At 70.0% G+C, this 25,148-nt stretch carries 21 protein-coding genes and 1 pseudogene; 13 read left to right on the top strand and 9 right to left on the bottom strand.

Going from position 1 to position 25,148, the window contains the following annotated elements; genetic code table 11:
* Nucleotides 1–48: 48 nt before the first annotated feature.
* From H7J89_RS01620 to H7J89_RS01630, 3 genes are read left to right on the top strand one after another with little or no spacing between them, the layout of a single operon-like run.
* Complete coding sequence (locus H7J89_RS01620; RefSeq protein ID WP_264035807.1) at nucleotides 49–1,893, top strand: hypothetical protein; 1,845 nt, start codon at nucleotides 49–51, stop codon at nucleotides 1,891–1,893.
* A 3-nt stretch (nucleotides 1,894–1,896) separates the two neighbouring features.
* Complete coding sequence (locus tag H7J89_RS01625) at nucleotides 1,897–2,265, top strand: hypothetical protein (protein WP_264035809.1); 369 nt, start codon at nucleotides 1,897–1,899, stop codon at nucleotides 2,263–2,265.
* A complete protein-coding gene (locus H7J89_RS01630; protein ID WP_264035810.1) occupies nucleotides 2,262–3,626 on the top strand; it encodes a hypothetical protein in 1,365 nt (454 codons plus the stop codon). The genes H7J89_RS01625 and H7J89_RS01630 overlap by 4 nt, the downstream gene beginning before the upstream one ends.
* On the opposite strand, the gene H7J89_RS01635 is transcribed toward H7J89_RS01630, so the two are convergent.
* The 4 genes from H7J89_RS01635 to H7J89_RS01650 form a co-directional block, all read right to left on the bottom strand.
* Entirely contained in the window at nucleotides 3,623–4,132 is a 510-nt protein-coding gene (locus tag H7J89_RS01635) for a 2'-5' RNA ligase family protein (protein WP_264035811.1), read from the bottom strand. The genes H7J89_RS01630 and H7J89_RS01635 overlap by 4 nt on opposite strands.
* Nucleotides 4,132–4,812 carry a dethiobiotin synthase gene (gene bioD, locus H7J89_RS01640; RefSeq protein WP_264035813.1) on the bottom strand — a complete coding sequence of 227 codons (681 nt, stop codon included), beginning with the start codon at nucleotides 4,810–4,812 and terminating at the stop codon, nucleotides 4,132–4,134. Before bioD ends, H7J89_RS01635 begins: the two co-directional genes overlap by 1 nt.
* Nucleotides 4,809–5,957: an 8-amino-7-oxononanoate synthase gene (locus H7J89_RS01645; RefSeq protein WP_264035814.1), complete on the bottom strand. Its 1,149-nt coding sequence runs from the start codon at nucleotides 5,955–5,957 to the stop codon at nucleotides 4,809–4,811. The genes bioD and H7J89_RS01645 overlap by 4 nt, the downstream gene beginning before the upstream one ends.
* A gap of 175 nt (nucleotides 5,958–6,132) precedes the next feature.
* The gene (locus tag H7J89_RS01650; protein WP_264035815.1) at nucleotides 6,133–7,437 is read right to left on the bottom strand and encodes an adenosylmethionine--8-amino-7-oxononanoate transaminase; all 1,305 of its coding nucleotides are present in this window, start codon (nucleotides 7,435–7,437) and stop codon (nucleotides 6,133–6,135) included.
* 62 nt (nucleotides 7,438–7,499) lie between these two features.
* On the opposite strand from H7J89_RS01650, the gene H7J89_RS01655 reads away from it, so the two are divergent.
* The 7 genes and pseudogenes from H7J89_RS01655 (at nucleotide 7,500) to H7J89_RS01685 (ending at nucleotide 17,886) form a co-directional block, all read left to right on the top strand.
* Nucleotides 7,500–7,952 carry a hypothetical protein gene (locus H7J89_RS01655; RefSeq protein WP_264035816.1) on the top strand — a complete coding sequence of 151 codons (453 nt, stop codon included), beginning with the start codon at nucleotides 7,500–7,502 and terminating at the stop codon, nucleotides 7,950–7,952.
* A gap of 319 nt (nucleotides 7,953–8,271) precedes the next feature.
* A pseudogene (gene ripD, locus H7J89_RS01660) lies at nucleotides 8,272–8,916 on the top strand (NlpC/P60 family peptidoglycan-binding protein RipD); the annotation flags it as partial.
* Nucleotides 8,917–9,264: 348 nt separating this feature from the next.
* A complete protein-coding gene (sucT, locus tag H7J89_RS01665; RefSeq protein WP_264035818.1) occupies nucleotides 9,265–11,415 on the top strand; it encodes an acetyltransferase SucT in 2,151 nt (716 codons plus the stop codon).
* 38 nt (nucleotides 11,416–11,453) lie between these two features.
* Nucleotides 11,454–13,652 carry a glycogen debranching protein GlgX gene (glgX, locus tag H7J89_RS01670; RefSeq protein ID WP_372513687.1) on the top strand — a complete coding sequence of 733 codons (2,199 nt, stop codon included), beginning with the start codon at nucleotides 11,454–11,456 and terminating at the stop codon, nucleotides 13,650–13,652.
* Between the two features lie 3 nt (nucleotides 13,653–13,655).
* Nucleotides 13,656–15,956, top strand: coding sequence for a malto-oligosyltrehalose synthase (gene treY / locus H7J89_RS01675; RefSeq protein ID WP_264035819.1), 2,301 nt, complete (start codon nucleotides 13,656–13,658; stop codon nucleotides 15,954–15,956).
* Entirely contained in the window at nucleotides 15,949–17,682 is a 1,734-nt protein-coding gene (gene treZ, locus H7J89_RS01680; protein WP_264035820.1) for a malto-oligosyltrehalose trehalohydrolase, read from the top strand. Before treY ends, treZ begins: the two co-directional genes overlap by 8 nt.
* A gap of 51 nt (nucleotides 17,683–17,733) precedes the next feature.
* Entirely contained in the window at nucleotides 17,734–17,886 is a 153-nt protein-coding gene (locus tag H7J89_RS01685) for a hypothetical protein (RefSeq protein WP_264035822.1), read from the top strand.
* Between the two features lie 7 nt (nucleotides 17,887–17,893).
* On the opposite strand, the gene H7J89_RS01690 is transcribed toward H7J89_RS01685, so the two are convergent.
* Nucleotides 17,894–19,222 (bottom strand): aminotransferase class I/II-fold pyridoxal phosphate-dependent enzyme, encoded by a 1,329-nt coding sequence (locus tag H7J89_RS01690; protein ID WP_264035824.1) that lies wholly within the window; start codon nucleotides 19,220–19,222, stop codon nucleotides 17,894–17,896.
* Between the two features lie 35 nt (nucleotides 19,223–19,257).
* Here H7J89_RS01690 and H7J89_RS01695 point away from each other — a divergent pair, with 35 nt between their 5' ends.
* The gene (locus tag H7J89_RS01695; RefSeq protein WP_264035826.1) at nucleotides 19,258–19,914 is read left to right on the top strand and encodes a pyridoxamine 5'-phosphate oxidase family protein; all 657 of its coding nucleotides are present in this window, start codon (nucleotides 19,258–19,260) and stop codon (nucleotides 19,912–19,914) included.
* 11 nt (nucleotides 19,915–19,925) lie between these two features.
* On the opposite strand, the gene H7J89_RS01700 is transcribed toward H7J89_RS01695, so the two are convergent.
* From H7J89_RS01700 to H7J89_RS01715, 4 genes are read right to left on the bottom strand one after another with little or no spacing between them, the layout of a single operon-like run.
* Nucleotides 19,926–20,846, bottom strand: a complete 921-nt coding sequence (locus tag H7J89_RS01700; RefSeq protein WP_264035828.1) for a phosphatase PAP2 family protein — start codon at nucleotides 20,844–20,846, stop codon at nucleotides 19,926–19,928.
* Nucleotides 20,847–20,858: 12 nt separating this feature from the next.
* The gene (gene ilvA / locus H7J89_RS01705; RefSeq protein ID WP_264035830.1) at nucleotides 20,859–22,142 is read right to left on the bottom strand and encodes a threonine ammonia-lyase; all 1,284 of its coding nucleotides are present in this window, start codon (nucleotides 22,140–22,142) and stop codon (nucleotides 20,859–20,861) included.
* A gap of 38 nt (nucleotides 22,143–22,180) precedes the next feature.
* A complete protein-coding gene (locus tag H7J89_RS01710; protein WP_264035832.1) occupies nucleotides 22,181–22,618 on the bottom strand; it encodes a nitroreductase family deazaflavin-dependent oxidoreductase in 438 nt (145 codons plus the stop codon).
* Nucleotides 22,619–22,628: 10 nt separating this feature from the next.
* The gene (locus H7J89_RS01715; protein WP_264035834.1) at nucleotides 22,629–23,201 is read right to left on the bottom strand and encodes a TetR/AcrR family transcriptional regulator; all 573 of its coding nucleotides are present in this window, start codon (nucleotides 23,199–23,201) and stop codon (nucleotides 22,629–22,631) included.
* Nucleotides 23,202–23,295: 94 nt separating this feature from the next.
* Here H7J89_RS01715 and H7J89_RS01720 point away from each other — a divergent pair, with 94 nt between their 5' ends.
* Nucleotides 23,296–23,703, top strand: a complete 408-nt coding sequence (locus tag H7J89_RS01720; protein ID WP_264035837.1) for a hypothetical protein — start codon at nucleotides 23,296–23,298, stop codon at nucleotides 23,701–23,703.
* Entirely contained in the window at nucleotides 23,700–25,145 is a 1,446-nt protein-coding gene (locus H7J89_RS01725) for an FAD-dependent oxidoreductase (protein ID WP_264035839.1), read from the top strand. The genes H7J89_RS01720 and H7J89_RS01725 overlap by 4 nt, the downstream gene beginning before the upstream one ends.
* Nucleotides 25,146–25,148: the final 3 nt, after the last annotated feature.

A 25,148-nucleotide genomic window follows, 5' to 3' on the forward strand; every position in this document is an offset into this window, starting at 1 on the left:
TGGATCACAGCTCGCCAGGCGGTCGGGCGCTGTTGGGAGGGTTTGACGATGAAATCGGCGGAACTCACTTTCGTTGCCGAGGCACCGGCGCGCGGCGCCGGCCTGAACCAGGTGATCGGGCTGTCGGTCGCGGCGGTAGTGATCGCCGCGGTAATGCTGTGGGTCGGTTATGCCCACCGCACCCATCGGATCGAGTGGTTGACCCGGGTCGCCGACAAGCTGGGCGAGAAGTTCCATCGGCCCAATTGGGTGGCGCTTCCGGTCCTCATCTTCACGACGTTCATCATCTGCGCCCTGTTCGGGTTCATCTGGGACGTCAGCTGGCACATCGGCAACGGGCGCGACCCCGGCCCCTTGGCCAACCCCGCGCACTACTTCATCATCATCGGCCTGTTCGGAATCTTCGTCGCCGGCATGGTCTCGGTCGTGCTGCCGTTCGACAAGCCGGGCCCCGCGTCGGTGCGCATCACGCGCAACTGGCATGCGCCCGTCGGCGGCCTGCTGATGGCGGGCTGCGGGATGTACGCGATGATCGGGTTCCCGCTCGACGACATCTGGCACCGGATCTTTGGGCAAGACGTAACTCTCTGGGGCCCAACGCATTTGATGATGATCGGCGGGGCGTGTTTCTCGCTCTTCTCGGTGCTGATGCTGGAGCGTGAAGGTGAGGCGCACGAAGCCGATGAGGTAACCCACGGTGCCTTCATCACCTTCCTGCGCTACCTGTCCTTCGGCGGACTGTTCATCGGCCTGTCCGTCTACCAGATCGAGTTCGATTTCGGGGTCCCGCAGTTCCGGCTTGTGTTTCAGCCGATGCTGATCGCCGCGGCGTCCGCGCTGGCGGCCGTCGCCGCCCGCATGACGATGGGACGCGGTGCCGCGATCATCGCGGCGCTGTTCGCCATCGCGCTGCGCGGCGCGGTTGCGGTGGTGGTCGGCCCCATCCTGGGCGCCCCGATCAACTGGTTCCCGCTGTACCTGGGTCCCGCCCTCGTCGTCGAGCTGGTGGCGCTGACCCCGTTGATCAAGCGTCCGGTGGCCTTCGGCGCCGTCTCCGGCCTCGCGGTCGCCACGGTGGGGCTGTGGCTGGAATCGCTGTGGATCGGGGCGGTGTACCACTACCCGTGGCCGACCAGCATGTGGGGCGAGGCGCTCGCGATGTCGGTGCCCGTCGCGGCGCTGACCGGGGTATGCGGCGCGCTATTCGGCTTGGTCCTCACCGGCCGGCGCCTGCCAAGCCGCGGGGTCGGCATCTCGGTGGTGGCGGCGGCGGTGTTGGTGATCGGCGTCGCGGTGGCCAACGGATTGCACATCCTCGTGCCGGGCCAGAACACCGCCACGGTGACGTTGACGGATCTCCCCAGCCCCGCGGGGCAGCGGATGGTGTCGGCCGACGTGATGATCTCCCCGACGACCATGGTCAGTGACCACCCGGACTGGCTGACGATCCTGTCCTGGCAGGGGCGGATGCAGAACGACCGTGGCCTGATGATCGACAAGCTCGCCAAGGTCGGGCCGGGCCACTACCGGTCCACCCAGCCGGTCCCGGTGTGGGGAGACTGGAAGACGCTGTTGCGGGTGCAGGACGGCCGCACGATGACGGCCGTGCCGATCTACGAGCCGGCCGACGCCGCCATCCCGGCACCCGAGGTCCCCGCGCTCGCGACCAGCACCCGGCCGTTCGTCCTGGAGGTCACGATCCTGCAGCGCGAACGCGATCAGAGCGCGCCGGCCTGGTTGTTCACCGGCGGGGGGATCGTCGTGCTGTTCCTGACGCTGATGGTGATCAGCGCCCTGACCTGGGGAGCCGGCCGGATCAACAACCACGACACGCTGCCCAAGCGGCCGGAGGAGGAGAAGCACACCGTGCCCGGCACCCCCCAGGCGGCGTGATCGATGAGGATGCGCAGCGCCCTGCCCGCGGCGTGGGTGGCGGTCCTGGCGTGGGCGCTGATCGCCTGCGGCGGTTCACATAACCAGTCGCAGCCCGCCGGCGCCGGCCCGACGATCGATGTCACCATCGCCAAGGGGCAGGTGACTCCCACCAACGCCGCCCTGCAGGCCAAGGTGCACCAGCCGATCACGGTGAAGGTGACCAGTGACGCCGCCGACGAGCTGCACGTGCACTCGACGCCCGACCACAAGTTCCACGTGGCGGCCGCGCCCAACCAGACGTTCCAGTTCAGCGCCGACGTGCCCGGCAACGTCGAGGTGGAGTTGCACCACCTGGACCGCACGATTGCGACCGTCCAAGTCCAACCGTGACCGGCGGCGGCGCGACCGTGGTGCTCGCGCACGGGCTCGGCGGTTCCGGCGACCTTCCGGTGCCCTACATGTACGCGATGGTCGGCGCGGCGTGGGCGCTGACGTTCACCTTCGCACTGGTCGCCTTCGCCTGGCGGCGGCCGCGGTTCGATACGCACAAGCCCGGCCGCCCACTGCCCGCGGCGGTGACCGCGCTGGTTGACGCCCGGGCGACGCGGTGGACGGCCGCCGGGCTGGCGCTGGTGTTCGCCGCGTGGGCGGTGGCGGCCGGGGTGTGGGGCCCGCAGTCGGAGACCAATGCCCTGCTGGGCGTGTTCTACGTGCTGCTGTGGGTCGGGTTGGTGGCGCTGTCACTGGCGATCGGGCCGGTTTGGCGGGTCATTTCCCCGATGCGGACGGTCTACCTGTTGCTGCGACGGGCCACACCCGAGCGCCTGCATCGACCGCGGCGGTCCTATCCCGAACGCTGGGGTTATCGGCCGGCCGCGCTTGGTCTGTTCGCGTTCGTCTGGACGGAACTGGCCAGCCCGAACCCGGCGTCGCTGCCCTGGGTGCGCGCGTGGCTGGGTGTGTATGCCGTGGCCATGCTGGCGGGCGCCTGGCTGTGTGGCCGGCGCTGGCTGGCCCGCGCCGACCCGTTCGGCGTGTACAGCATGGCGGTGTCTCGCCTGTCCCCGTTTCGCCGCAACCCGGAGAGCGGGAAGCTGGTCATCGGGAACCCGCTCGACCATTTGCCGTCGCTGCCCGTGCGGCCCGGGGTGGTCGCCCTGCTCGCGGTCTTACTCGGGTCCACGGCGTTTGACAGCTTCTCGTCGTCCCCGACGTGGCGCGGCTTTGCCGACGGGCTGTCTCGCGGCGTCGGCCTGACGCCGACGCTGGCGTCGTCGGTGCTGCGGACCCTCGGACTGGTGGTCTTCATTTCTGTTGTGGCGGTGACCTTTTCACTCGCCGCGCGCGCGACGGGCGGCGTGGACCGAGAGCAGCGCGGCGCCCTGCCCGGCCAGATGGCGCATTCCCTGATCCCGATCGTGGTGGGCTACATCTTCGCGCATTATCTGACCTACCTCGTCGAGCGCGGACAGCAGGCCGTGGTCGCGCTGGCCGACCCGTTCGGCCGCGGCTGGAATTTGCTGGGGCTGGCGCACCAGCAGGTGGCCTACGTGTTGTCCGCCCACCCGCCGGTGCTGGCCGGGATCAAGGTGGCCTGCGTGGTCACCGGCCACATCGTCGCGGTGATCGCGGCCCACGACAAGGCCCTGCGGCTGCTGCCGAGCGGCCATCAGCTCACCGGCCAGCTGACCATGATGCTGGTCATGGTCGGCTACACGTTCACCGGCCTGTACCTGCTGTTCGGCGGCTAGCCGATCACGTGGTCGACCTTCTTCTCGCCGTTCCAGTGCCGCAAGCCGGCGAAGCTTCCCTCGACGAGAGTGGGCCGCCCCGCGATCCGGAGCGCCCGACTCAGCGCCGGTCCCCCGACGCGACGGGCCAACGTGACGTGCGGCGTCCATTGGCCGGGCAGGCTGGTGGGGGCCGGCGCGGGGGCCAGGTGCTCGCCGCACAGCCGGTGCACCTCCGCGTGGAAATCCAGCAGCTCCGCCGTCGGCACGATGAGGCGGGCCAGGATCGCGTTGGACCGCCCGAGCAGCAACGACGCGCCGACGGCGCAGCCCAGCGGCAGCCGGTCGGTCAGCGGCCGGAGCGCGGCGTCGGCCTCCTCGGCGATGCGGTCGGCCACCGCGAGCGTGATGTGCGGCCGCCCGGCCGGCGCCTGGCTGGGTATTCCGGCTCCGGCCAGCGCGTCCCAGAGCCCGCGGATCGTCGACTCGGTGTCGCCGTCGAAGAGCAGCTCGATGGAATGCACCATCAGCGGACCAGCGCGGTGACCCAGTCGCGGTCGAACGCCGCGGCGCTCATGGCCGCGAACCGCGCGGCGTCCATCGATCCGGCCCCCGCGGGCAGCGCGGCCCGCACCGGACCCAGCCGGTCCAGGGCGGACCGGTTCGAGGTCTCCACCGGCCCGGGGCGCGCCGGCCAGCTGCCGATGACCAGCCCGGCGCACGGGACCTTATGGGCGGCAAGCGATTCCAGCGTCAGCGCGGTGTGGTTGAGGGTGCCCAGTTCCGCGGTCACCGCGACCAGCGCCGCGGCACCCGTCTGGACGGCCAGATCGCGCAGGGTGACGCCCGCGGCGGCGAGCTCGACGAGCAGCCCGCCGGCCCCCTCGACCAGCGTCAGCCGGCCCGGGCGATCCAGGCCGGCGATCAGCCGCAGCACCTGCTCGCCGCTGGGCAGCGCGGCGCCGGCCAGCTCGGCGGCGGCGGCCGGCGCCAGCGGTTGCGGGTAGCGCGCCAGCCCGGCCAACTCGGTCACGCCGGACAGCCGGGCGACCTCGGCCAGGTCGTCGTCGCCGGTGTCGGTGCCGGTCTGGACCGGTTTGCACACCGCCACGTCGAGGCCGGCCTGACGGGCGTGACAGGCCAGCGCGGCGGTGACGATGGTCTTGCCGACCCCGGTTCCCGTGCCCGTGACGACCAGGACGGTCAAGGGCGCGTCACAGCAAGCACGTCGGTGAGCACCCGCCGGGCGATCTCGAGCTCGGCCCCATCCAGCGACGCGCGCGCGGTCAGCCGCAGCCGGGAGGTCCCGGCCGGCACGGTAGGGGGCCGGAAGCAGCCCACCTTCACGCCGGCGTCCAGGCAGGCGGTCGCGGCGGCCAGGGCCACCTCCGGGCCCCCCAGGATCACCGACACCACCGCCGACTGCGGGATCTCGGGCACGTCGCACACCTCGGCCAGGATGCGGGCATGCCGCAACACCGCCTCGGGTCGCCACGGTTCGGCCCGCAGCACGGTCAGCGCGGCCAGCGCGGCGCCCACCGCCGCGGGCGCCAGGCCGGTGTCGAAGATGAACGTGCGCGCCGCGTCGATCAGGTGGGCCCGCACGGCCGCGGGCCCGAGCACCACTCCACCCTGGCTGCCCAGCGCCTTGGACAGCGTCGTGGTGAGCACCACGTCGGGGGCGCCCGCCAGCCCGAGCTCGTACAGCAGCCCGCGCCCGCCCCCGCGCACGCCCAGGCCGTGGGCCTCGTCGACGATCAGCAGCGCGCGGTGCCGGCGACAGACCTCGTGCAGCTCCCGCAGCGGCGCCAAGGCGCCGTCGGCGCTGAACACCGACTCGGTGATGACGACGGCGCGCTCCTCGTCGCGTGCGGCGAGGGCGGTGTCCACGGCATCGACGTCGCGATGCGGTGTGACCACCACCCGGGACCGCGACAGCCGGCAGGCGTCGACCAGGGAGGCGTGCGAAAGCTCGTCGGACACCAGCAGTGCGCCCCGGCCCGACAGGCCGACGACCGCGCCCAGGTTGGCCGCGTATCCCGAGGAGAACAGCAATCCCGATGCGGCGCCGACATATTCGGCGATCTCGGACTCGAACTGCTGGTGCAGTTCGGTGTCGCCGGTGACCAGGCGGGAACCGGTGGAGCCAGCGCCCCACATGCGTAGCGCCGCGACGCCGCCCTCGATCACGTCGGGGTGCTGGGACAGCCCGAGGTAGTCGTTGGACGCCAGGTCCAGCTCGGTGGCGACGGCGGGCCGCGGCCGCAACGACCGGCGCAGTCCGGCCTCGCGGCGCTGACTTTCCACCGCCTCCAGCCAGGCCAGCGGTGACGTCTCGATCGGTGCCCTCATCGGGGATCAGCCTAGTGGCGACCGCGAGCGCGGCGAAGCCGGGCGCTGCGGGTCGGCACCGCTCGTGGACAGTGGCGACCGCGAGCGCGGCGAAGCCGGGCGCTGCGGGTCGGCACCGCTCGTGGACAGTGGCGACCGCGAGCGCGGCGAAGCCGGGCGCTGCGGGGCGACACGGCTAGCCAACGAGGCGCGCGACCTCGAGCATCGCCGAGGTGATCTGGGCGATCTCGCCGTCCGAGCAGATGTAGGGCGGCATCGCGTAGACGAGGTTGCGGAACGGGCGCAGCCACACGCCGCGCTCCATGGCCGCCGGCGGGGCGACGGCCAGGTCGACCGGGCGGGCGCACTCGATGACGCCGATCGCCCCGCACACCCGCACGTCGATGACGCCGGGCAGCGCCCGGGCTGGTTCGAGCCCGGCGGCCAGCCCGGCGGCGATCTCGCCGACCCGCGCGCGCCAATCCTGGTCGAGCAGCAGCTCGACGGTGGCCACCGAGACCGCGCAGGCCAGCGGGTTGGCCATGAAGGTGGGCCCGTGCATGAGCGCGCCGGCCTCGCCGGTGCTGATGGTGTGCGCGATGTCGGTGCTGCACAGCGTGGCCGCCAGGGTGACGTACCCGCCGGTCAACGCCTTGCCCACACACATGATGTCGGGGCTCACCCCGGCGTGGTCGGCCGCGAACAGCTCGCCGGTGCGGCCAAAGCCGGTGGCGATCTCGTCGAAGATCAGCAGCACGTCGTGCCGGAAGCACAGCTCGCGCAGGTCGCGCAGGTAGCGGGGGTCGTGGAAGCGCATTCCGCCCGCGCCCTGCACCACCGGCTCGACGATGACGGCCGCCAGCTCGCCGGCGTGCCGGGCGAGTTGCCGCTCGAACGCCGCGCTGTAGCCGGGGTCGTAGTCACGCGGCACCTGCGGGGCGAACACCTGGGCGGCCAGGATGTCGGTCCACAGCGAGTGCATGCCGCCGTCGGGGTCGCAGACGCTCATCGGCGTGAAGGTGTCCCCGTGGTAGCCGCCCCGCCACGTCATCAGCCGGTGCTTGCCGGGCCGGCCGCGGCTGCGCCAGTACTGCAGCGCCATCTTGACCGCTACCTCGACCGCCACCGAGCCCGAGTCGCTGAAGAAGACGGTGTCCAACCCCGCCGGGGTGATGTCCACCAGCAGCTGCGCCAGCCGGGCGGCCGGTTCGTGGGTGAGCCCGCCGAACATGACATGGTTCATCACGCCCAGCTGCTTGCTCAGCGCCGCGTCCAGCACCGGATGGCCGTGCCCGTGGATCGCGGTCCACCAGGAGCTCATCGCGTCGAGCGCCTGGATCGGCCGGCCGTCACGGATCAGGGTCAGCCAGGCGCCGCGCGCCGCGACGGCCACCACCGGCGCGACGGCCTCGCCGCCGATGGTGCTGTACGGGTGCCATAGATGCGCGGCGTCGATCGCGCTGATCTGCTCGGGCGTCAACCCGGCCCTCGCCGCAGGCATAGTGATCGAGGGTAAAGCAGCCGAGTCGCACAAAGCCCGCCCATCGGGGAGCATAGGATCCGATGGCCACGCCGCATTCGCCCGGTAACCCCGCCGCGGGCGCGTCTCCGACCGCGAAAACCAATTCCCCGCTGGTCGATTACGACGACGAAGCGCCGCGGGTCATTCGCGTGCGGCTGGCCCCGTGGGACGTCGTTTCCACCGTCACGCTGTTGGTGGTGCTCGTCATCCTGGCCACCGCGACGACGTGGCCGGATCGCCTCTTCGGCTTCCTCGAGCACGTGTGCGCCGACGAGACATGCGGGCCGGTGCCCTTCGGGATCGACTACTACATCCGCCCGGTGGTCTGGGGCGGTATCGGCGCGGCGATCGCCGCCGCCGTTGTCGGCCCCCTCGTTTCCATGCTGAAGGGCTGGTACATGTCCTTCTGGCCGGTTCTGGCCCTCACGCTGGTGATGGTCAGCTCGGTCGTCGGCTCGCTGCTGACCACCTTCAGCGAACGCTATTGGCTCTAGGCGCGCCGCCGCGGTCGGTCCGCCGCGCGCCCGACTGAGACCGAAATCACAACTGCGCATACGGGATTCGCGCCGACCAGTCACCGTCCGGTCACGGTACGACAAAAAATCCCGCCGGGACCTGGCGGCTAACACCCTTTGTTGTCAGAGTGGTTGCAGTGACTGATGTGAAAACAGGGGCGTCGTGCCCGCTGCCACATCCGCAAGTGTCATGCAGCGGCGCCGGCCCCAACGAGGGGGTCGTCGCCCAGGTCATGGATCGGCGGCGGACGCGTGAAGTCACCGCGCTGACGCCACACAGCCTTGAGAGGCCACGAAAATGAACCGCATCTACGCCTTCGCGATCGGTTTGGCGCTGCTTGCCGCGCCGATGGTCGCCCCCGTGATCGCGTCCGCCGACCCGGGCATCCGGCCGATGGACTACCAGCAGGCCGCCGACGTGGTGATCGCGCGCGGGCTGTCGCAGCGAGGGGTGCCGTATTCCTGGGCCGGAGGCGGCATCACCGGGCCCACCCGCGGCACCGGGACGGGCATCAACACCGTCGGCTTCGACGCCTCGGGCCTGATGCAGTACGCGTACGCCGGCGCGGGCATCAAGCTGCCGCGGTCGTCCGGGGCGATATACAAGGTCGGCCAGAAGGTACTGCCGCAGCAGGCGCAGAAGGGCGACATGATCTTCTACGGCCCCGAAGGCACGCAGAGCGTCGCGATGTACCTGGGTAACAACCAGATGCTCGAGGTGGGCGACGTCGTCCAGGTTTCGCCGGTGCGCGCCAACGGCATGGCCCCCTATCTGGTCCGGGTCCTCGGGGTCCAGCCGTCGCCGGCCCAGCAACTGCCGCAGCAGGTGCCGACGCAGCAGGCCCCGCTGCAACAGCCCCCGGTGCAGCAGCTGCCCGCGCAGCAAGCCCCATTGCAGCAGGCCCCATTGCAGCAAGCGCCGCTGCAGCAACTGCCCGCCCAGCAGCAGGCCCCGCTGCCGCAGGCTCCGGCTCAGCCGGCACCGGTGCAACCGGCGCCGGTGCAGCAAGCACCGTTGCAGCAGCAGTCCGCGCAGGCCCCGGTGCAGCAAGCGCCGCTGCAGCAACTCCCGGCGCAACAGGCGCCGCGGGCCCTGCTCCCGCAGCTGCCGGCGCAGCAAGTGCCGCCGCAACAGGCCCCGGTGCAGCTGTTGCCGCCTCAGCAATCGCCGTTCCTGCCCCCGGCCGCCGGCCCCGCCCGGTAATTTCCCGGGGCTTCCGGGACTATCGACCGCCGCCACCTGCTCCTAAACGGGAGCGGGTGGCGGTTTTCGGTAAATTAGCGGTCGATCATGTCGACCCTGTCCCCGCCTGCCCTGCCGATCGCGACCGAGGAAACGGTCGCTGCGGGAACGCGTAATGCGGGGTTCTACCGCTATGACCTCGACGGGTTGCGGGGTATCGCGATCGCGCTGGTCGCCGTGTTCCATGTCTGGTTCGGCCGCGTCTCCGGTGGTGTCGACGTGTTCTTGGCGCTGTCCGGATTCTTCTTCGGCGGCAAAATCATTCGTGCGGCGCTCAATCCGGCCGTCACCCTGTCGCCGGTTGCCGAGGTGATCCGGCTCGTCCGCCGCCTGGTCCCCGCTCTGGTCGTGGTGCTGGCCGGATGCGCGGTGCTGACCATCCTGGTGCAACCGGAGACCCGCTGGGAGACCTTCGCCGACCAGAGTCTCGCCAGCCTCGGCTACTTCCAGAACTGGGAGCTGGCCAACACCGCCTCGGACTACCTGCGCGCGGGCGAAGCCGTCAGCCCCCTGCAGCACATCTGGTCCATGTCGGTGCAGGGCCAGTTCTACGTCGCCTTCCTGCTGTTGATCGCCGGCTGCGCATACTTTTTCCGGCGTCCGTTGGGCGCCCACCTGCGCACCCTTTTCCTGGTAATGCTGACGGCGCTGACGGTGGCGTCGTTCGTGTACGCGATCGTGGCGCATCAGGACGACCAGGCCGCCGCCTACTACAACAGCTTCGGGCGCGCCTGGGAGTTGTTACTCGGGGCACTGGTCGGCGCGGTGGTGCCGGCCATCCGCTGGCCGATGTGGTTGCGGACGGTGTCGGCCACCGTCGCGCTGGCGGCGATCGTGTCCTGCGGCGCCCTGATCGACGGCGTGCAGGAGTTTCCCGGCCCGTGGGCCCTGGTGCCCGTCGGGGCCACCATGCTGATGATCCTGGCCGGGGCGAACCTGCAGCGTGATCTCAGGGACCGGCTGCCGCTGCCGAATCGCCTGCTGGCGGCCGGGCCGCTCGTCGCGTTGGGTGCGATGGCGTACTCCCTGTACCTGTGGCACTGGCCGCTGCTGATCTTCTGGCTGTCGTTCACCGGGCACCGACACGCCAGCTTCGTTGAAGGCACGGCCGTGCTGCTGGTGTCGGGCCTGCTCGCCTACCTGACCACCCGGCTCGTCGAGGACCCCCTGCGCTACCGCGCCTCCGGGAAATCACCGGCGCCCGCACCCGCGTGGCTGGCGCGCCTGCCCCGGCCCACGATGGCGCTGGGAACCGCGATCGTGCTGCTCGGCGTGACGCTGACGGCGACGTCGTTCACGTGGCGACAGCACGTCACCGTCCTGCGCGCCGCGGGCAAGGAGCTCAGCGTGCTCAACCCGCAGGACTATCCGGGGGCGCGCGCCCTGACCGAACGGGTGCGGGTGCCGGCGTTGCCGATGCGGCCCAGCGTGCTGGAGGTCAAAGAAGACCTGCCGTCCTCCACCCGCGACGGTTGCATCAGCGACTTCGTCAACCCGGCCGTGGTCGTTTGCACCTACGGCGACGTGGCCGCCGACCGCACCATCGCGCTGGCGGGTGGGTCCCACGCCGAACACTGGCTGCCCGCGCTGAGCCTGCTCGGCCAGCTGCACCACTTCAAGGTGGTGACCTACCTCAAGATGGGCTGCCCGTTGTCCACCGAGGAAGTGCCGTTGATCATGGGCAACAACGCCGCCTACCCGCAGTGCCGGGAGTGGGTGGAACAGACGATGACCAAGGTCATTGCCGACCATCCCGACTACGTGTTCACCACGACCACCCGGCCGTGGAACATCAAGCCCGGCGACGTGATGCCCGCGACCTATATCGGAATCTGGCAGAGGTTCTCCGACAACAACATTCCGATCCTCGGCATGCGGGACACCCCGTGGCTGGTGAAGAACGGGCAGCCGTTCGACCCGGCGGATTGCCTCGCCAAGAAGGGCGGCAACCCCCAGGCATGCGCGATCAAGCGTTCCGACGTGTTGTCCGACCGCAATCAGACCCTCGACTTCGTCGCCCAGTTCCCGCTGCTGAAGGTGCTCGACATGTCGGACGCCATCTGCCGTGCCGACGTGTGTCGCCCGGTCGAGGGAAACGTGCTGATCTACCACGGTGCCCACCACCTCACCCCCACTTACGTGCGGACCATGGCAGGGGAATTGGGCCGCCAGATCGCGGCCAGCACCGGTTGGTGGTGACGCGCCCCGACGCCCCCGACCGCGGATAAGGTCAGAAGGTGCCGACCGACAAATACGCTTCAGAAACAGGCGTTACTGGTAATCAACAGCCGAAACTGGCCACCGTGTGGCCGGGGACCCCCTATCCGCTCGGAGCTTCCTATGACGGCGCGGGGACCAACTTCTCGTTGTTCTCCGAGATAGCCGAGAGGGTCGAGCTGTGTCTGATCGACCATGCCGGAGCGGAGTCGCGGATCCCGCTCGACGAAGTTGACGGCTTTGTCTGGCATGCCTATCTGCCGAACATCACCCCGGGCCAGCGCTACGGCTTCCGGGTGTACGGGCCCTTCGACCCGTCGGCAGGCCATCGGTGCGACCCGAGCAAGCTGCTGCTCGACCCGTACGGCAAGGCCTTTCACGGCGACTTCAGCTTCGGCCAGGCGCTGTTCTCCTACGACCTCAACGCGGTCCACCTCGACGACCCCAATGCCGATGACGCCGACCCCGGGACTCCCCCGATGGTCGACTCGCTGGGCCACACCATGACCAGCGTGGTGAGCAATCCGTTCTTCGACTGGGGCTCCGACCGGGCGCCGCTCACCCCCTACCACGAAACGGTGATCTACGAGGCCCACGTGAAGGGCATGACGCAGACCCACCCGGGGATCCCCGCCGAGCTGCGCGGCACCTACGCCGGCCTGGCCCACCCCCTGGTCATCGATCACCTCAAGTCGCTCAACGTCACCGCGCTGGAGCTCATGCCGGTGCACCAGTTCATGCACGACTCGCGGTTGCTGGACCTGGGCCTACGAAACTACTGGGGCTACAACACTTTCGGGTATTTCGCGCCGCACAACCAATACGCGTCGAACCGCAACTCCAGCGTCGCAGAGTTCAAATCGATGGTGCGCAGCTTCCACGAAGCCAACATCGAGGTCATCCTCGACGTGGTGTACAACCACACCGCGGAGGGCAACCACCTGGGGCCGACCATCAACTTCCGCGGCATCGACAACGCGGCGTACTACCGGCTCGTGGACACGGACCTGCGGTTGTACAAGGACTACACCGGCACGGGCAACAGCCTCAACCCGCGCCACCCGCACGTGCTGCAACTGATCATGGATTCGCTGCGCTACTGGGTGACCGAGATGCACGTCGACGGCTTCCGCTTCGATCTGGCGGCCACACTCGCACGCGAGCTGCACGACGTCGACCGATTGAGCGCCTTCTTCGATTTGGTGCAGCAGGATCCGATCGTCAGCCAGGTCAAATTGATCGCCGAACCGTGGGACGTCGGCGAGGGCGGCTATCAGGTGGGAAATTTCCCGGGTTTGTGGACCGAATGGAACGGGAAGTATCGCGATACTGTGCGTGACTACTGGCGGGGCGAGCCCGCAACCCTTGGCGAGTTCGCGTCCCGGCTGACCGGGTCGTCGGACCTCTACGAGGCGACCGGCCGGCGCCCCAGCGCCAGCATCAACTTCGTGACCGCCCACGACGGGTTCACGCTCAACGACCTGGTGTCCTACAACGAAAAACACAACCTGGCCAACGGCGAGGACAACCGGGACGGCGAGAGCCACAACCGCTCGTGGAATTGCGGGGTCGAGGGGCCGACCGACGACCCGGAGATCATGGAGCTGCGCTGCCGCCAGATGCGCAACTTCTGGGCGACCCTGATGCTCAGCCAGGGCACGCCGATGATCGCGCACGGCGACGAGCTGGGCCGCACCCAGGACGGCAACAACAACGTGTACTGCCAGGACTCCGAATTATCTTGGATGGATTGGTCGTTGGCGGATAAGAATTCGGACCTGCTGGCTTTTGCGCGCAAGGTGACCACGCTGCGCAAGAACCATCCGGTGTTCCGCCGTCGCCGGTTCTTCGAAGGTGAGCCGATCCGAACCGGCGAGGAAGTGCGCGACATCGCCTGGCTGAATCCGAGCAGCCGCGAAATGACGCATGAGGACTGGGGCGAAAGCATTCACAAATGTGTGGCGGTGTTCCTCAACGGTGAGGCCATCACCGCACCCAACGCACGCGGCGAACGGGTCGTCGATGACTCGTTCCTGCTGTGCTTCAACGCCGGCGAAGAACCCGTGGAGTTCGTGATGCCGAACGACGACTATGCGCAGGAGTGGACCGTGGAACTGGACACCAACCATCCGGGCGGTGACGCCGACCAGCTGGTGAATGCCGAAGAGAAAGTCTCGCTGCCCGGACGTTCGCTCCTGGTATTACGTAAGACCATGTGACGCATGGCCTTTCCCATACTGTCGACCTACCGGCTGCAGCTGCGTGGTGAGGCCAGCGGCTTCGCGTTCACCTTCGCCGACGCGGAGAACATACTGGACTACCTGGACGAACTCGGGGTGTCGCACCTCTACCTGTCCCCGATCATGACCGCTGCCACCGGGTCGAACCACGGCTACGACGTGACCGACCCGACGACGGTCTCACCCGAACTCGGCGGCCGGGACGGGCTGGTGCGCTTGTCCGCGGCGGCGCGCGAGCGCGGCATCGGCCTGATCGTCGACATCGTGCCCAATCACGTGGGGATCGACCAGCCCCAACAGAACGCGTGGTGGTGGGACGTCCTGCGGCACGGCCGTTCCTCGGACTACGCAACATATTTCGACATCGACTGGGACCTCGACGAGGACGGCCGGATCGCGCTGCCCATCCTGGGTTCCGACGATGACGCCGCCGACTTGCACGTCGACGGGGACCTGCTCCGGCTGGGCGACCTGGCGCTGCCCATCGCGCCCGGCACCGGCGAGGGCACCGGACCCGAGGTGCACGCCCGCCAGCATTACCGGCTGGTGGGCTGGCGCAACGGCGTTTGCGGCTACCGGCGCTTCTTCTCGATCACCTCGTTGGCCGGACTGCGCCAGGAAGATCGCGCCGTGTTCGACGCCACCCACGCCGAGGTGGCCCGGTGGGCCGCCGAGGGACTCGTCGACGGCGTGCGCATCGACCACCCCGACGGATTGTCAGACCCTTGCGGCTATTTGGCGTGGCTGCGCGAATCGGTTGGACCGCAGACGTGGATCGTGATCGAGAAGATCCTCGCGGTCGACGAGGCGCTGGAACCCACCCTGCCCATCGGGGGGACCACCGGCTACGACGTGCTGCGGGAGATCGGCGGCGTCTTCGTCGACCCGAATGGCGCCCCCGCGCTGACCGAGCTCGTCGAGTCGGCGGGGCTCGACTACGGGGCGGCGCCGCAGATGCTGGCGGAACTCAAGATCCGCGCGGCCACCGACACGTTGGCAAGCGAGCTGCGGCGGCTGCGCCGCAGCATCGTGGCGGCGGCCGGCGCCGATCATCCGCAGCTGCCCGAAGCGGTCGCCGCGCTGCTCACCCATATCGGCGTCTACCGCTGCGATTACCCGGCCCTGTCGGCGATCATGCCCACCGCGCTGGCCGAAACCCAGTCGGAGTCACCGGAATTGGGACCCGCGCTGCAGGTGCTCGCCGCGGCACTGGCCCGCGGCGGCGAACCCGTCACCCGCCTGCAGCAGCTCTGCGGCGCGGTCACCGCCAAATCCGTCGAGGACTGCTACTTCTACCGCGACGCCCGGCTGGTGTCGCTCAACGAGGTGGGTGGCGAACCGCACCGTTTCGGTGTCGGCGCGGCGGAGTTCCACCAGAGCGCCGCCGACCGTGCCCGGTTGTGGCCGCAGACGATGACGACGCTGACCACCCACGACACCAAACGGGGCGAGGACGTGCGGGCCCGGATCGGGGTGCTCTCGCAGGTCCCGTCGTTGTGGGCCGAGTTCGTCGCCCGCTGGGAGGCCGGCGCGCCCTCCCCCGACCCGGCGACCGGACAGTTCCTGTGGCAGAACATCTTCGGTGTCTGGCCGGTCAGTGGCGAGGTCAGCCCTCAGCTGCGCGAGCGGTTGCACGGCTACGCCGAGAAGGCCATCCGGGAAGCGGCCTGGCATACCTCGTGGAACGATCCGGACGCCGAGTTCGAGGACGCCGTGCACCGATGGCTGGACATCGTGTTCGACGGCCCGGTGGCCGGTCAGCTGACCAAGCTGGTCACCCAGCTCAACCCGCACGCCGCCAGCGACGCGCTGGGGCAGAAGCTCCTGGCCCTGACCGTGCCCGGGATACCGGACGTCTACCAGGGCACCGAACTCTGGGACGACAGCCTCGTCGACCCGGACAACCGCAGGGCCGTCGACTACACCGCCCGGCGGGCCGCCCTGAAGGCGTTGGAAAACCCCAAGATTCGGGTCGTCACGACGGCGCTTCGGGTGCGACGCTCCCATCCGGACAGCTTCCTGCGCGGCGACCATGTCCCCGTGCTGGCCGGCGGCGACGCAGCCGAGCACGTGCTGGCGTTCCGCCGGGGCGACGACGTCCTGGTCGCGGTCACCCGCTGGACCGTGCGGCTGACCGAATCCGGCTGGGGCAACACGGTGCTGCCGCTGCCCGAAGGGACGTGGAAGGACGCGCTCACGGGGGCCATCGCGGACGGGCCGACCTCGGCGGCGCAATTATTCGCCGACCTGCCCGTCGTCTTGCTGGAGCGCCACCATGACTGAATTCCGGGTCTGGGCACCCAAACCGGAGTTGGTCCGGCTCGACGTCGAGGGCCGGGTGCACGCGATGACGCGCGCGGATGACGGCTGGTGGCACGCGAACGTCGACGCGGCGCCGGACGCCCGCTACGGGTTCCTGCTCGACGACGATCCGACCGTGTTGCCCGACCCGCGCTCGCCCCGGCAGCCCGACGGCGTGCACGCCCGCTCGCAGCTGTGGGACCCGGCCGGCGCGCGTTGGACCGACGGCGACTGGCAGGGCAGGCCGGTCGAAGGCGCGGTGATCTACGAGATGCACCTGGGCACCTTCACCGGCGCCGGCACCTTCGACTCCGCCATCGAGAAGCTCGACTACCTGGTGGACCTCGGGGTCGACTTCGTCGAGCTGATGCCGGTGAATTCCTTTGCCGGAACCCACGGCTGGGGATACGACGGCGTGCTCTGGTACAGCGTGCACGAGCCCTACGGCGGCCCCGACGGTTTGGTCCGGTTGGTCGACGCCTGCCACGCGCGCGGCCTCGGGGTGCTCATCGACGCGGTGTTCAACCACCTCGGCCCGTCGGGCAACTACCTGCCCAAGTTCGGCCCCTACCTGTCGTCGGCGAGCAACCCGTGGGGCGAAGGCATCAACATCGCCGACGCGGACTCCGACGAGGTCCGCCGCTACATCATCGGGTGCGCGCTGCGCTGGATGCGCGACTTCCATGCCGACGGCCTGCGCCTGGACGCCGTGCACGCGCTGGTGGACACCACCGCCTTCCACATCCTCGAGGAGCTCGCTACCGAAACGGACTGGCTGGCAAACCAATTGGGCCGCCCGCTGTCGCTGATCGCCGAAAGCGACCTCAACGACCCGCGGTTGATCACCCCGCGCGACCGCGGCGGTTACGGGCTGACGGCGCAGTGGGCCGACGACATCCACCACGCCATCCACACCGCGGTGTCCGGTGAACGCCAGGGGTACTACGCGGACTTCGGATCGCTGGCCACCCTCGCCCAGACGCTGCGGCACGGCTACTTTCACGCCGCCACCTATTCGTCGTTTCGGCACCGCCGGCACGGGCGGCCGCTGGACACGGGTTCCATTCCCGCCACCCGGCTGGTCGCTTACACCTGCACCCATGACCAGGTGGGCAACCGGGCCCTCGGGGACCGCCCGTCGCAGAACCTGACCGGCGGCCAGCTGGCGATCAAGGCGGCGCTCGTGCTCGGGACACCCTTCACCGCAATGCTTTTCATGGGTGAGGAGTACGCGGCGTCCACCCCATTCCAGTTCTTCAGCTCGCATCCCGAGCCGGAGCTGGCCAAGGCCACCGCGGAAGGGCGCAAGGCGGAGTTCGCCGAACACGGCTGGGACGCCGACGAAATCCCCGACCCGCAAGACCCGGCGACGTTCCAGCGCTCGAAACTCAATTGGGACGAGGTCGACTCCGGCGAACACGGCCGATTGCACCGGCTCTACCGCGACCTGATCGCGTTGCGGCACAGCGACCCCGACCTGGCCGACCCCTGGCTGGAGCACCTCGCGGTCGACTACGACGAGGAGCAACGCTGGATCAGCGTGTCGCGCGGCCGGCTGCGCATCGTGTGCAACCTTGGCGCCGAGGCGACAAAGGTGCCCGTCACCGGCGACGTGGTGCTGGCGTGGGGTGATCCCGCGGTCGATGCCGACAGCACGGTGCTGGACGGCCATTCGTTCGCCATCCTGGCGGTGCGCGAACAGGCGTAGGCCTGTGGATGACGGTGCGCGGCCGGCCGCGCGACCGCCGATGATTCGCCCATGAATCAATCCCTAAGCCGGTGGATCGGCTTGCTAAAGAAGAAGAGGAAGAAGCCGGTGCCGGCTCCGCTCGTCGTGGTCAACGAATCGCCACCGGAGCGCAGCGCGGCGCTGCTGTGGACGGGCCCGGGTCTGGGAAGCGACGGGCGTTGACCCCGGGCTAGACGCTGGCGCGGCCCGAGCCGTGCACCGCCTCGGCGATCGCGTCGGCCAGCGGGTCGATCTCGTCGGCGCGTAGGTCGGCGATGGTGACCCGGATGCCCGCCGGCGTGCGGATCCGGAACCGCGTGCCCGGCGCCGCCGCCCAGCCCGCGCCGAGCAGCCGGGTGATCGCGACCGTCTCGTCGGGCACGGGAACCCATACGTTGAGGCCGGAGCGCGCGTGGGCGGTGACACCACCCTCGGCCAGGGCGGCGCACAGCCGCCGGCGGGTCTCGGCGTATTGCCGCTCCGCCGTGCCGACGAGGCGCGCGGCCGCCTGGTCCGACCACAGGCTGACGGCGAGGTCCTGCAGCAGGTGGCTCACCCAGCCCGGACCGAGCCGCAGTCGGCCGTGCACGCGCTCGACGGTGCGATGGTCACCCGCCAGGACGGCCACGCGCAGGTCGGGTCCGTAGGCCTTGGACGCGGATCGCACGAACGCCCAATGCTCGGTCACACCGGCCAACGAGTGCAGCGGCGCGCCGGAGATGCCCGCGCAGTGATCGTCTTCGACGAGCAGCAGATCGCCGGCCCGCTGCGCCAACAGCGGCCGTAGCGCGCGGGCGCGATCAGCGGATAGCGCCGCACCCGTTGGGTTTTGGGCGCGATTGGTGATGATCAGCCCACGCACCCCGCGGTCCAGGGCCCGCGCCAGGTCGTCGGCCAGCGGCCCGTCGTCGTCGACCCGGACCGGCTCGGCCGAAAGGCCCAGGGCGGCAAGCAGATCGAGCATGTTGGCCCAGCCCGGGTCCTCCACCGCGACCCGGTCACCGAGACGCAGATGCGCGGTCAGGACGCGCTCGATTCCATCGAGCGCCCCGCTCGTCACCGCGAGGTGATCGGACGGTACGCCGTCGGCGGCGAGCGCCGCCCGCGCGAACTCCGCCAGGGCCGCCGACATGGCCGGCTCGCCATACAGCACCGGGCGGCCGGCAACCGCATTGGGCAGCGTGGCGCCCGTGAGGGGCAGCAGGGCGGGATCCGGGTTGCCGGTCGACAGGTCGCGCACGCCGGCGGGGACGTCGAGCGCCAGCAGGGATCGGGGGGTGGTCGCCGGGCGGCGGCGCACCCGGGTACCGCGCCGGCCGGCCGTCTCCACGGCCCCGCGATGCCGCAGCAGGCGGTAGGCCGCCGCGGCGGTGTTGGCGTTCACGCCGAGCTGGGCGGCCAGGTCGCGCACGGGCGGCAGCGCATCACCGGGCGCCAGGGAGCCCGCCGAGATGGCGGCTTCGATGCTGGCGGCTATGGACTCCGCACCCGTCCCGGTTATGCTGCTTTGTACTCGCACACTAATGATTATGTACTAGGACAAAGGTAGACGCCATGCGAACCGGATTCGAGCCGACCCCGCGCACCACGCCCACCCGCTACCGGGAGCGGGCGCGCTACGACCGCGAAACCGTGCACCAGATCCTGGACGAGGCGCTGATCTGCCACCTGGGCTACCTCGGCGCCGGTGGGCCGGTGGTTCTGCCCACCACCCACGCCCGCCTGGGCGAGACGCTCTACCTGCACGGTTCCACCGGCAGCGGTCCCGTGTTGGCGGCCCGGGCGGCACCGTCCGGCCTGCCGGTGTGCGTCACCGTCACGCTGGTCGACGGGCTGGTGCTGGCCCGTGCCGCCATGCATCATTCGGTGAACTTCCGCTCCGTCGTCGTGCTGGGCGCCGCGCGCGTCGTCGACGACGAGGCGGAGAAACTGCGGGCGCTCGCCGGCCTGCTCGATCACCTCGCGGCCGGGCGCGCCGCCGATTGCCGAGCCCCGAACGCGCGGGAACTGGCCGCCACCGGGGTACTGGCGCTCGACCTCGTGGAGGTATCGGCCAAGGTGCGCACCGGCGCCCCGGAGGACGATCCGGAGGATTGCGCGCTGCCGCACTGGGCGGGGGTGGTGCCGCTGAGCGTGACGGCCGGGGCGCCGGTGCCGGCCGGGGATCTGGATCCCGCGATGCCGCTGCCGCCGTACCTGGCCCGGGCCTGAGCCGCGGCTGGTCAGAGCTCGGGTTGCCGGGCGCCTGCCCGGCGGCGTGCGCGCCGCGTGTTGTCCCACCAGGTTCCGACGAGCATGACGGTGCCGGCCCAGGCCAGGCCCAGCATCCAGCCGGAGAGCACATCGCTGAGGTAATGGACCCCCAGATAGACACGCGAGAATCCGATCAGGAACGCGGCGGCGATCGCAATCGTCCATACCAGCACGCGAGCGGTCCACCAGGGGATCAGCCAGCGGGTCAGGATCCACGCGGAGATGACCATTATCGCCGCGGTGCCGGTCGCGTGCCCGGAGGGAAACGAATACCCGTCCGCGTCGATGAGGGCGAAAGGAAGAGGCGGGCGTTGTCGACCCACCAGGGCTTTGGCGGTGAAGAGCACCAGCGGAACCGCACCGCCGCCAACCAGAGCAAGCACCACCGGCCGCCATGACCTGCACCGCCAACCGGCGGCAACGGAAATCGGGAAGGCGAGTGCGGTCAGAAAAAGCGGTCCGCCCGCGACGGTGATCGCCCGCAGAGCGGCCGTCAGCCACAGGTCACGGTGGGCCGCAAGCCACTGAGTCACCGGTTGGTCGATTCCGGCGATGCCGTCGCCCTCGAGCACATCCTCGAGCACTTCGGTGAAGCCGACCGCCAGCGCCACCACCACGACCAGCCCGAGAATCAATGCGACACCGGCGACCTCGCCCGCGGGCCACCGACGAGCCAGCGACCACCCCCTGTCGCTGATCCAGTCGCGGACCCGCGTCAGCGCTTTGCCGATCACGGCCGAGTTGGACACCCGCTCCCCGAGGATCCGTAACCGGGGTCCGTGCCGAGCGATCCAGAGTGCCGCCCACGCAAGCAATAGGAGCGACGCGATGACGCCCGCGCTGACCAGGCCGAACCCGCCAGTGCCGGGTCCATACTGCGAGTCATGCATCGCGGCGCGGGTTTAGAACAGCAGGTAGCGGTAGGCCGGTGAGCCGGGCTCCAGGCGTTCGACGTGCAGCTCCGTCGCCCGCATCCGCGCCAGCAGGCCGTCCAGATCCGCCGACGACGCCAGCTGGATGCCCACCAGCGCCTCGCCGGTCTCGCGGTTGTTGCGCTTGATGTACTCGAACAGGGTGATGTCGTCGTCGGGCCCCAGCACCTCGTCGAGGAACCGGCGCAACGCACCGGGCTCCTGGGGGAAGTCCACCAGGAAGTAGTGCTTGAGGCCGAGGTGGACCAGCGAGCGTTCCAGCACCTCGCCGTAGCGCGACACGTCGTTGTTGCCCCCCGAGATGAGGCACACCACCGTGGAACCGGGCTCGACGTCGGCCTCCAGCAGCCCCGCGACCGACAGTGCGCCCGCCGGCTCGGCGATGATGCCCTCGTTCTGATAGAGGTCCAGCATCGCGGTGCACACCGCTCCCTCGTCGATCGTGGTGATCGACACCATGTCGCCGGCGGCGGCCAGCGCGGCATAGGTCAGCGTGCCCGCGCGGCGCACCGCCGCGCCGTCGACGAACTGGTCGACGTGGTCCAGTGTGACGGGCGCGCCGGCGGCCAGTGCGGCCATCATCGCCGCGGCCCCCGCGGGTTCGACGCCCAGCACCGACGTGTTCGTCGTCCGCTCGGCCAGGTAGGTGGTGATGCCGGCGATGCAGCCGCCACCGCCCACGGGGACCACCACCAGGTCCGGTTCGTCATCCAATTGGTCCAGCACCTCGACGGCGATGGTGCCCTGACCGGCCATGGTGCGCGGGTCGTCATAGGGCGGCACCAACGTGGCGCCGGTGCGTTCGACGTCGGCCAGCGCGGCGTCGGCGGCCAGGTCGTAGGTGGTTCCGCCCACGATGAGCTCGATGAAATCACCGCCGTGGTAACGGATGCGGTCCCGCTTCTGCTGGGGAGTCTTGGCGGGCACGTAGACGCGGCCGCGCACCCCCAGCGTCCGGCACGCGTAGGCGAAGCCCTGCGCGTGATTGCCCGCCGACGAGCACACCACGCCCGCGGCCAGCTCCTCGTCGGACAACTGGACCAGCAGGTTGTAGGCTCCGCGCAGCTTGTAGGAGCGCACCACCTGCAGGTCTTCGCGCTTGAGGTAGACGTGCGCGCCGGTGATCGCCGACAACCGGTCGCTGTACTGCAACGGGGTCGGCGTGACCACCGCGGCGATCCGCTTGGCCGCGCCGTCGATGTCAGCCGCGCACAGCGGCGCGACGCTCGGGCTATGGCTCAGTTCGGCGGACACTGATCAATGGTGCCATGGCAGCCCATCAACTCCGGAATTCAGCCGACCGGCGTCAGCACGAACACCGGGATCTGGCGGTCCGTTTTCTTCTGGTATTCGGCGTAGTCCGGCCAGGCCTCGACCGCGCGCTCCCACCAGACCGCCTTCTCGTCGCCGAACACCTCGCGGGCGTCGTATTCGCGGGTGGTTCCGCCGTCCTGCAACTCGACCCGGGGATTCTTGACGACGTTGTGGTACCAGACGGGGTGCTTCGGGGCCCCGCCGAGCGAGGCGACGATGGCGTACTCGCCGTCGTGCTCGACCCGCATCAGCGGGGTCTTGCGCAGCTTGCCCGTCTTGGCCCCGACCGTCGTCAGCACGATGATGGGTTTCCCCTTCATGTCGGTGGCTTCGGTCCCGCCCGACTGCTCGTACTTCTCGGCCTGTTCGCGGGCCCAGTCCCATGGGCTCGGTGCGTACTCCCCTGAAAGTGGCATGGCACCAACTCTATGCCGAGGGCCCCGGGGGTGCCGGGCCCGTCAGGTAGCGCGCGAGCACCGGGCGCACCCATTCGGTCAGCGTCGCGTCGTCCATCTCAGCCAGCGCCGGCACCCCGACGACGTAGCGGGCCATCGCGATTCCCAGCACCTGCGAGCCCACCAACGCGGCCCGCTCGACGGCGCGGTCGGGGGTGACGGTCGCCAGGGCCGGGGCCACCTGCTCGACGAAAACCGCGAGCAGCGTGTCGGCGGCCGTGCGGTTCGTCGCGGCCGCGCGCAGCAGCGGCAGGAAGGAACCGTGCGGATCCCACACCTGGACGAACAGCGGCACCAGCACGTCCGCGAGGCGCTCGGGGGCGACGCCGGAGAGATCGGGAAAGCTGACCTCGAGCCGCGAGACCGCGGCGAACAAATCCGCCTTACTGCCGAAGTAGTGCATGACCAACGCGGGATCGACGCCGGCCTCCGACGCGATCGAGCGGATGGTGGTCCGTTCGAAGCCGTGGGTGGAGAACTGCGCGCGGGCGACGCGCAGGATCGTGGCGCGGGTGACCTTCCCGTCGCGGGCTTTCGCGGGCATGACCGAATTGTATTCAACAACTGTTGACACGGCCAGTGGCCCGGCCTAGCGTTGAGTTCAACAATTGTTGAACTCGTGCCGAGGAGGTCCCCTCATGACCGTGACCGTCATCCAGATCGGGCTCGATCCCGACGTGATCGACTACTCGTCGCCCGACTTCGCGCAGTTCGCGGGCCTGTCGAGGGAGACGCTGCGGGCCGCCAACGACGACAACGTCGCTGGGTTGCGCGCCGCCGGCTACGAAGTCGACAACTGCCTGGTCGACTTCGGCGCCGCGGGCGCCGACAAGGCCCGGGGCTGGCTGGAAGCCAAGCGCTACGACGCGGTGCTGATCGGGGCCGGGATTCGCATGGTCGCCGGCAACACCCTGCTGTTCGAGTCGATCGTCAACGCCGCGCACGTGACACAACCGGACTGCCGCTTCGTCTTCAACCGCGCGGCTCAGCCCACCCCCGGCGACATCCGCCGCTGGTACCCGCAGCCGCAGGGAGCGGCGCGATGACCGCCCACGACGTCGACGTCCTGGTGGTGGGGGCGGGCCCGACCGGCCTGACCGCCGCGGGTGACCTGGCTCGCGCCGGGCGGTCGGTCACCGTGCTGGAACGCTGGCCGACGGAGAACCCCTCGAGCCGGGCGTTCGCCACCATGGCGCGCACCCTGGAACTGCTCGACGCGCGCGGGCTGGCCGACGACCTGCTGGCCGTGGGACACCGCGCGCCGAACGTCCGGCTGTTCGCCGGAGCGCGGATCGACCTGAGCCACCTCGACTCGCCCTACCCGTTCGTGTTGGTCACCCCACAGACCAACGTCGATACCGCGCTGCGCGGCTACGCGCAGGCCCAGGGTGCCGAGATCCGGCGCGGAATCGAGGTGATCGCGCTCGAGCAGGACGCGGACGGTGTGACCGTCACCGCCCGCCCCAAGGACGACGAGGATCCCGCGCACCGGCAGACGTGGCGGTCGCGGTACGTGATCGGCGCCGACGGCGCGCACAGCACAGTTCGACGGTTGGTGGGCGCCGGATTTCCCGGCCGGACGGTGCTGACGTCGATCGTGCTGGCCGACGTCAAGCTGGCGCACGGGCCGGCCGGCGGGGGCCTGACGGTCGCGGCCCCCGGTGACGTCCTGGCATTTCTGGCCCCCTACGACCGCCAGGACTCGGATGGCTCGTGGTATCGCGCAATGGTGTGGGACCGCGATCATCAGGTGCCCGACAGCGAACCGGTCGAGGACGCCGAGATCGTCGACGTCCTGACGCGCGGCATGGGCACCGATTACGGCGTGGTCGAGGTCAGCTGGAAGTCCCGATTCCATTGCGACGAAAGGCAAGTCGAGCAGTACCGCCATGGGCGGGTGTTCTTGGCCGGCGACGCCGCGCACGTGCACTCCCCCATGGGCGGCCAGGGCATGAACACCGGGATCCAGGACGCGGCCAACCTGGCCTGGAAGATCGAGGCGGTGCTCGACGGCGCCGACGATCGGCTGCTGGACAGCTACCAGGACGAACGCCACCCGATCGGCAAGCGCGTCCTGATGCAGTCCGGATTGGTTGCCCGCGCCGCCACGCTGCACCCGCGGCCCGCGCGATGGATGCGGAACCTGTTAGCGCCCAGGCTGCTTCGGATTCCGGCGGTGCGGGACCTGGTGGCGGGCAGTTTCGCGGGCACGACGCTGCGCTACGGCCGCCGCGGCCTGGTCGGCACCCGCGCCACCGCGATCCCGCTCACCGTGGGACGGCTGACCGAACTGCAGCGCGCCGGAGGTTTCGTCCTGGTGCGCGAACACGGCGCCGGACCGGTTGACGCGCCCGGGATGTTGCAGGCGGAGCGGACCGATCGCGGGCCCGCGGTACTGGTGCGCCCCGACGGGTACGTCGGCTGGGCCGGGTCATCGGCCCAGGTGCCAACGCGAATCCCGGAGCTGACCGCGACGCGCGCGGGGTGATCG

The sequence above is a fragment of the Mycobacterium paraffinicum genome (assembly GCF_025822865.1).
In the GTDB taxonomy this organism is placed as follows: Bacteria; Actinomycetota; Actinomycetes; order Mycobacteriales; family Mycobacteriaceae; genus Mycobacterium; species Mycobacterium paraffinicum.

Bases quoted from the DNA above. Each gene is read 5' to 3' on its own strand.
- H7J89_RS01725 (WP_264035839.1), top strand. From the start codon at position 23,700: ATGACCGCCCACGACGTCGACGTCCTGGTGGTGGGGGCGGGCCCGACC.
- sucT (WP_264035818.1), top strand. From the start codon at position 9,265: ATGTCGACCCTGTCCCCGCCTGCCCTGCCGATCGCGACCGAGGAAACG.
- H7J89_RS01710 (WP_264035832.1), bottom strand. From the start codon at position 22,618: ATGCCACTTTCAGGGGAGTACGCACCGAGCCCATGGGACTGGGCCCGC.
- treY (WP_264035819.1), top strand. From the start codon at position 13,656: ATGGCCTTTCCCATACTGTCGACCTACCGGCTGCAGCTGCGTGGTGAG.
- H7J89_RS01650 (WP_264035815.1), bottom strand. From the start codon at position 7,437: ATGCCTGCGGCGAGGGCCGGGTTGACGCCCGAGCAGATCAGCGCGATC.
- H7J89_RS01715 (WP_264035834.1), bottom strand. From the start codon at position 23,201: ATGCCCGCGAAAGCCCGCGACGGGAAGGTCACCCGCGCCACGATCCTG.
- H7J89_RS01620 (WP_264035807.1), top strand. From the start codon at position 49: ATGAAATCGGCGGAACTCACTTTCGTTGCCGAGGCACCGGCGCGCGGC.
- H7J89_RS01655 (WP_264035816.1), top strand. From the start codon at position 7,500: ATGGCCACGCCGCATTCGCCCGGTAACCCCGCCGCGGGCGCGTCTCCG.
- H7J89_RS01635 (WP_264035811.1), bottom strand. From the start codon at position 4,132: ATGGTGCATTCCATCGAGCTGCTCTTCGACGGCGACACCGAGTCGACG.
- H7J89_RS01700 (WP_264035828.1), bottom strand. From the start codon at position 20,846: ATGCATGACTCGCAGTATGGACCCGGCACTGGCGGGTTCGGCCTGGTC.
- H7J89_RS01720 (WP_264035837.1), top strand. From the start codon at position 23,296: ATGACCGTGACCGTCATCCAGATCGGGCTCGATCCCGACGTGATCGAC.
- H7J89_RS01685 (WP_264035822.1), top strand. From the start codon at position 17,734: ATGAATCAATCCCTAAGCCGGTGGATCGGCTTGCTAAAGAAGAAGAGG.
- H7J89_RS01695 (WP_264035826.1), top strand. From the start codon at position 19,258: ATGCGAACCGGATTCGAGCCGACCCCGCGCACCACGCCCACCCGCTAC.
- H7J89_RS01645 (WP_264035814.1), bottom strand. From the start codon at position 5,957: ATGAGGGCACCGATCGAGACGTCACCGCTGGCCTGGCTGGAGGCGGTG.
- treZ (WP_264035820.1), top strand. From the start codon at position 15,949: ATGACTGAATTCCGGGTCTGGGCACCCAAACCGGAGTTGGTCCGGCTC.
- H7J89_RS01625 (WP_264035809.1), top strand. From the start codon at position 1,897: ATGAGGATGCGCAGCGCCCTGCCCGCGGCGTGGGTGGCGGTCCTGGCG.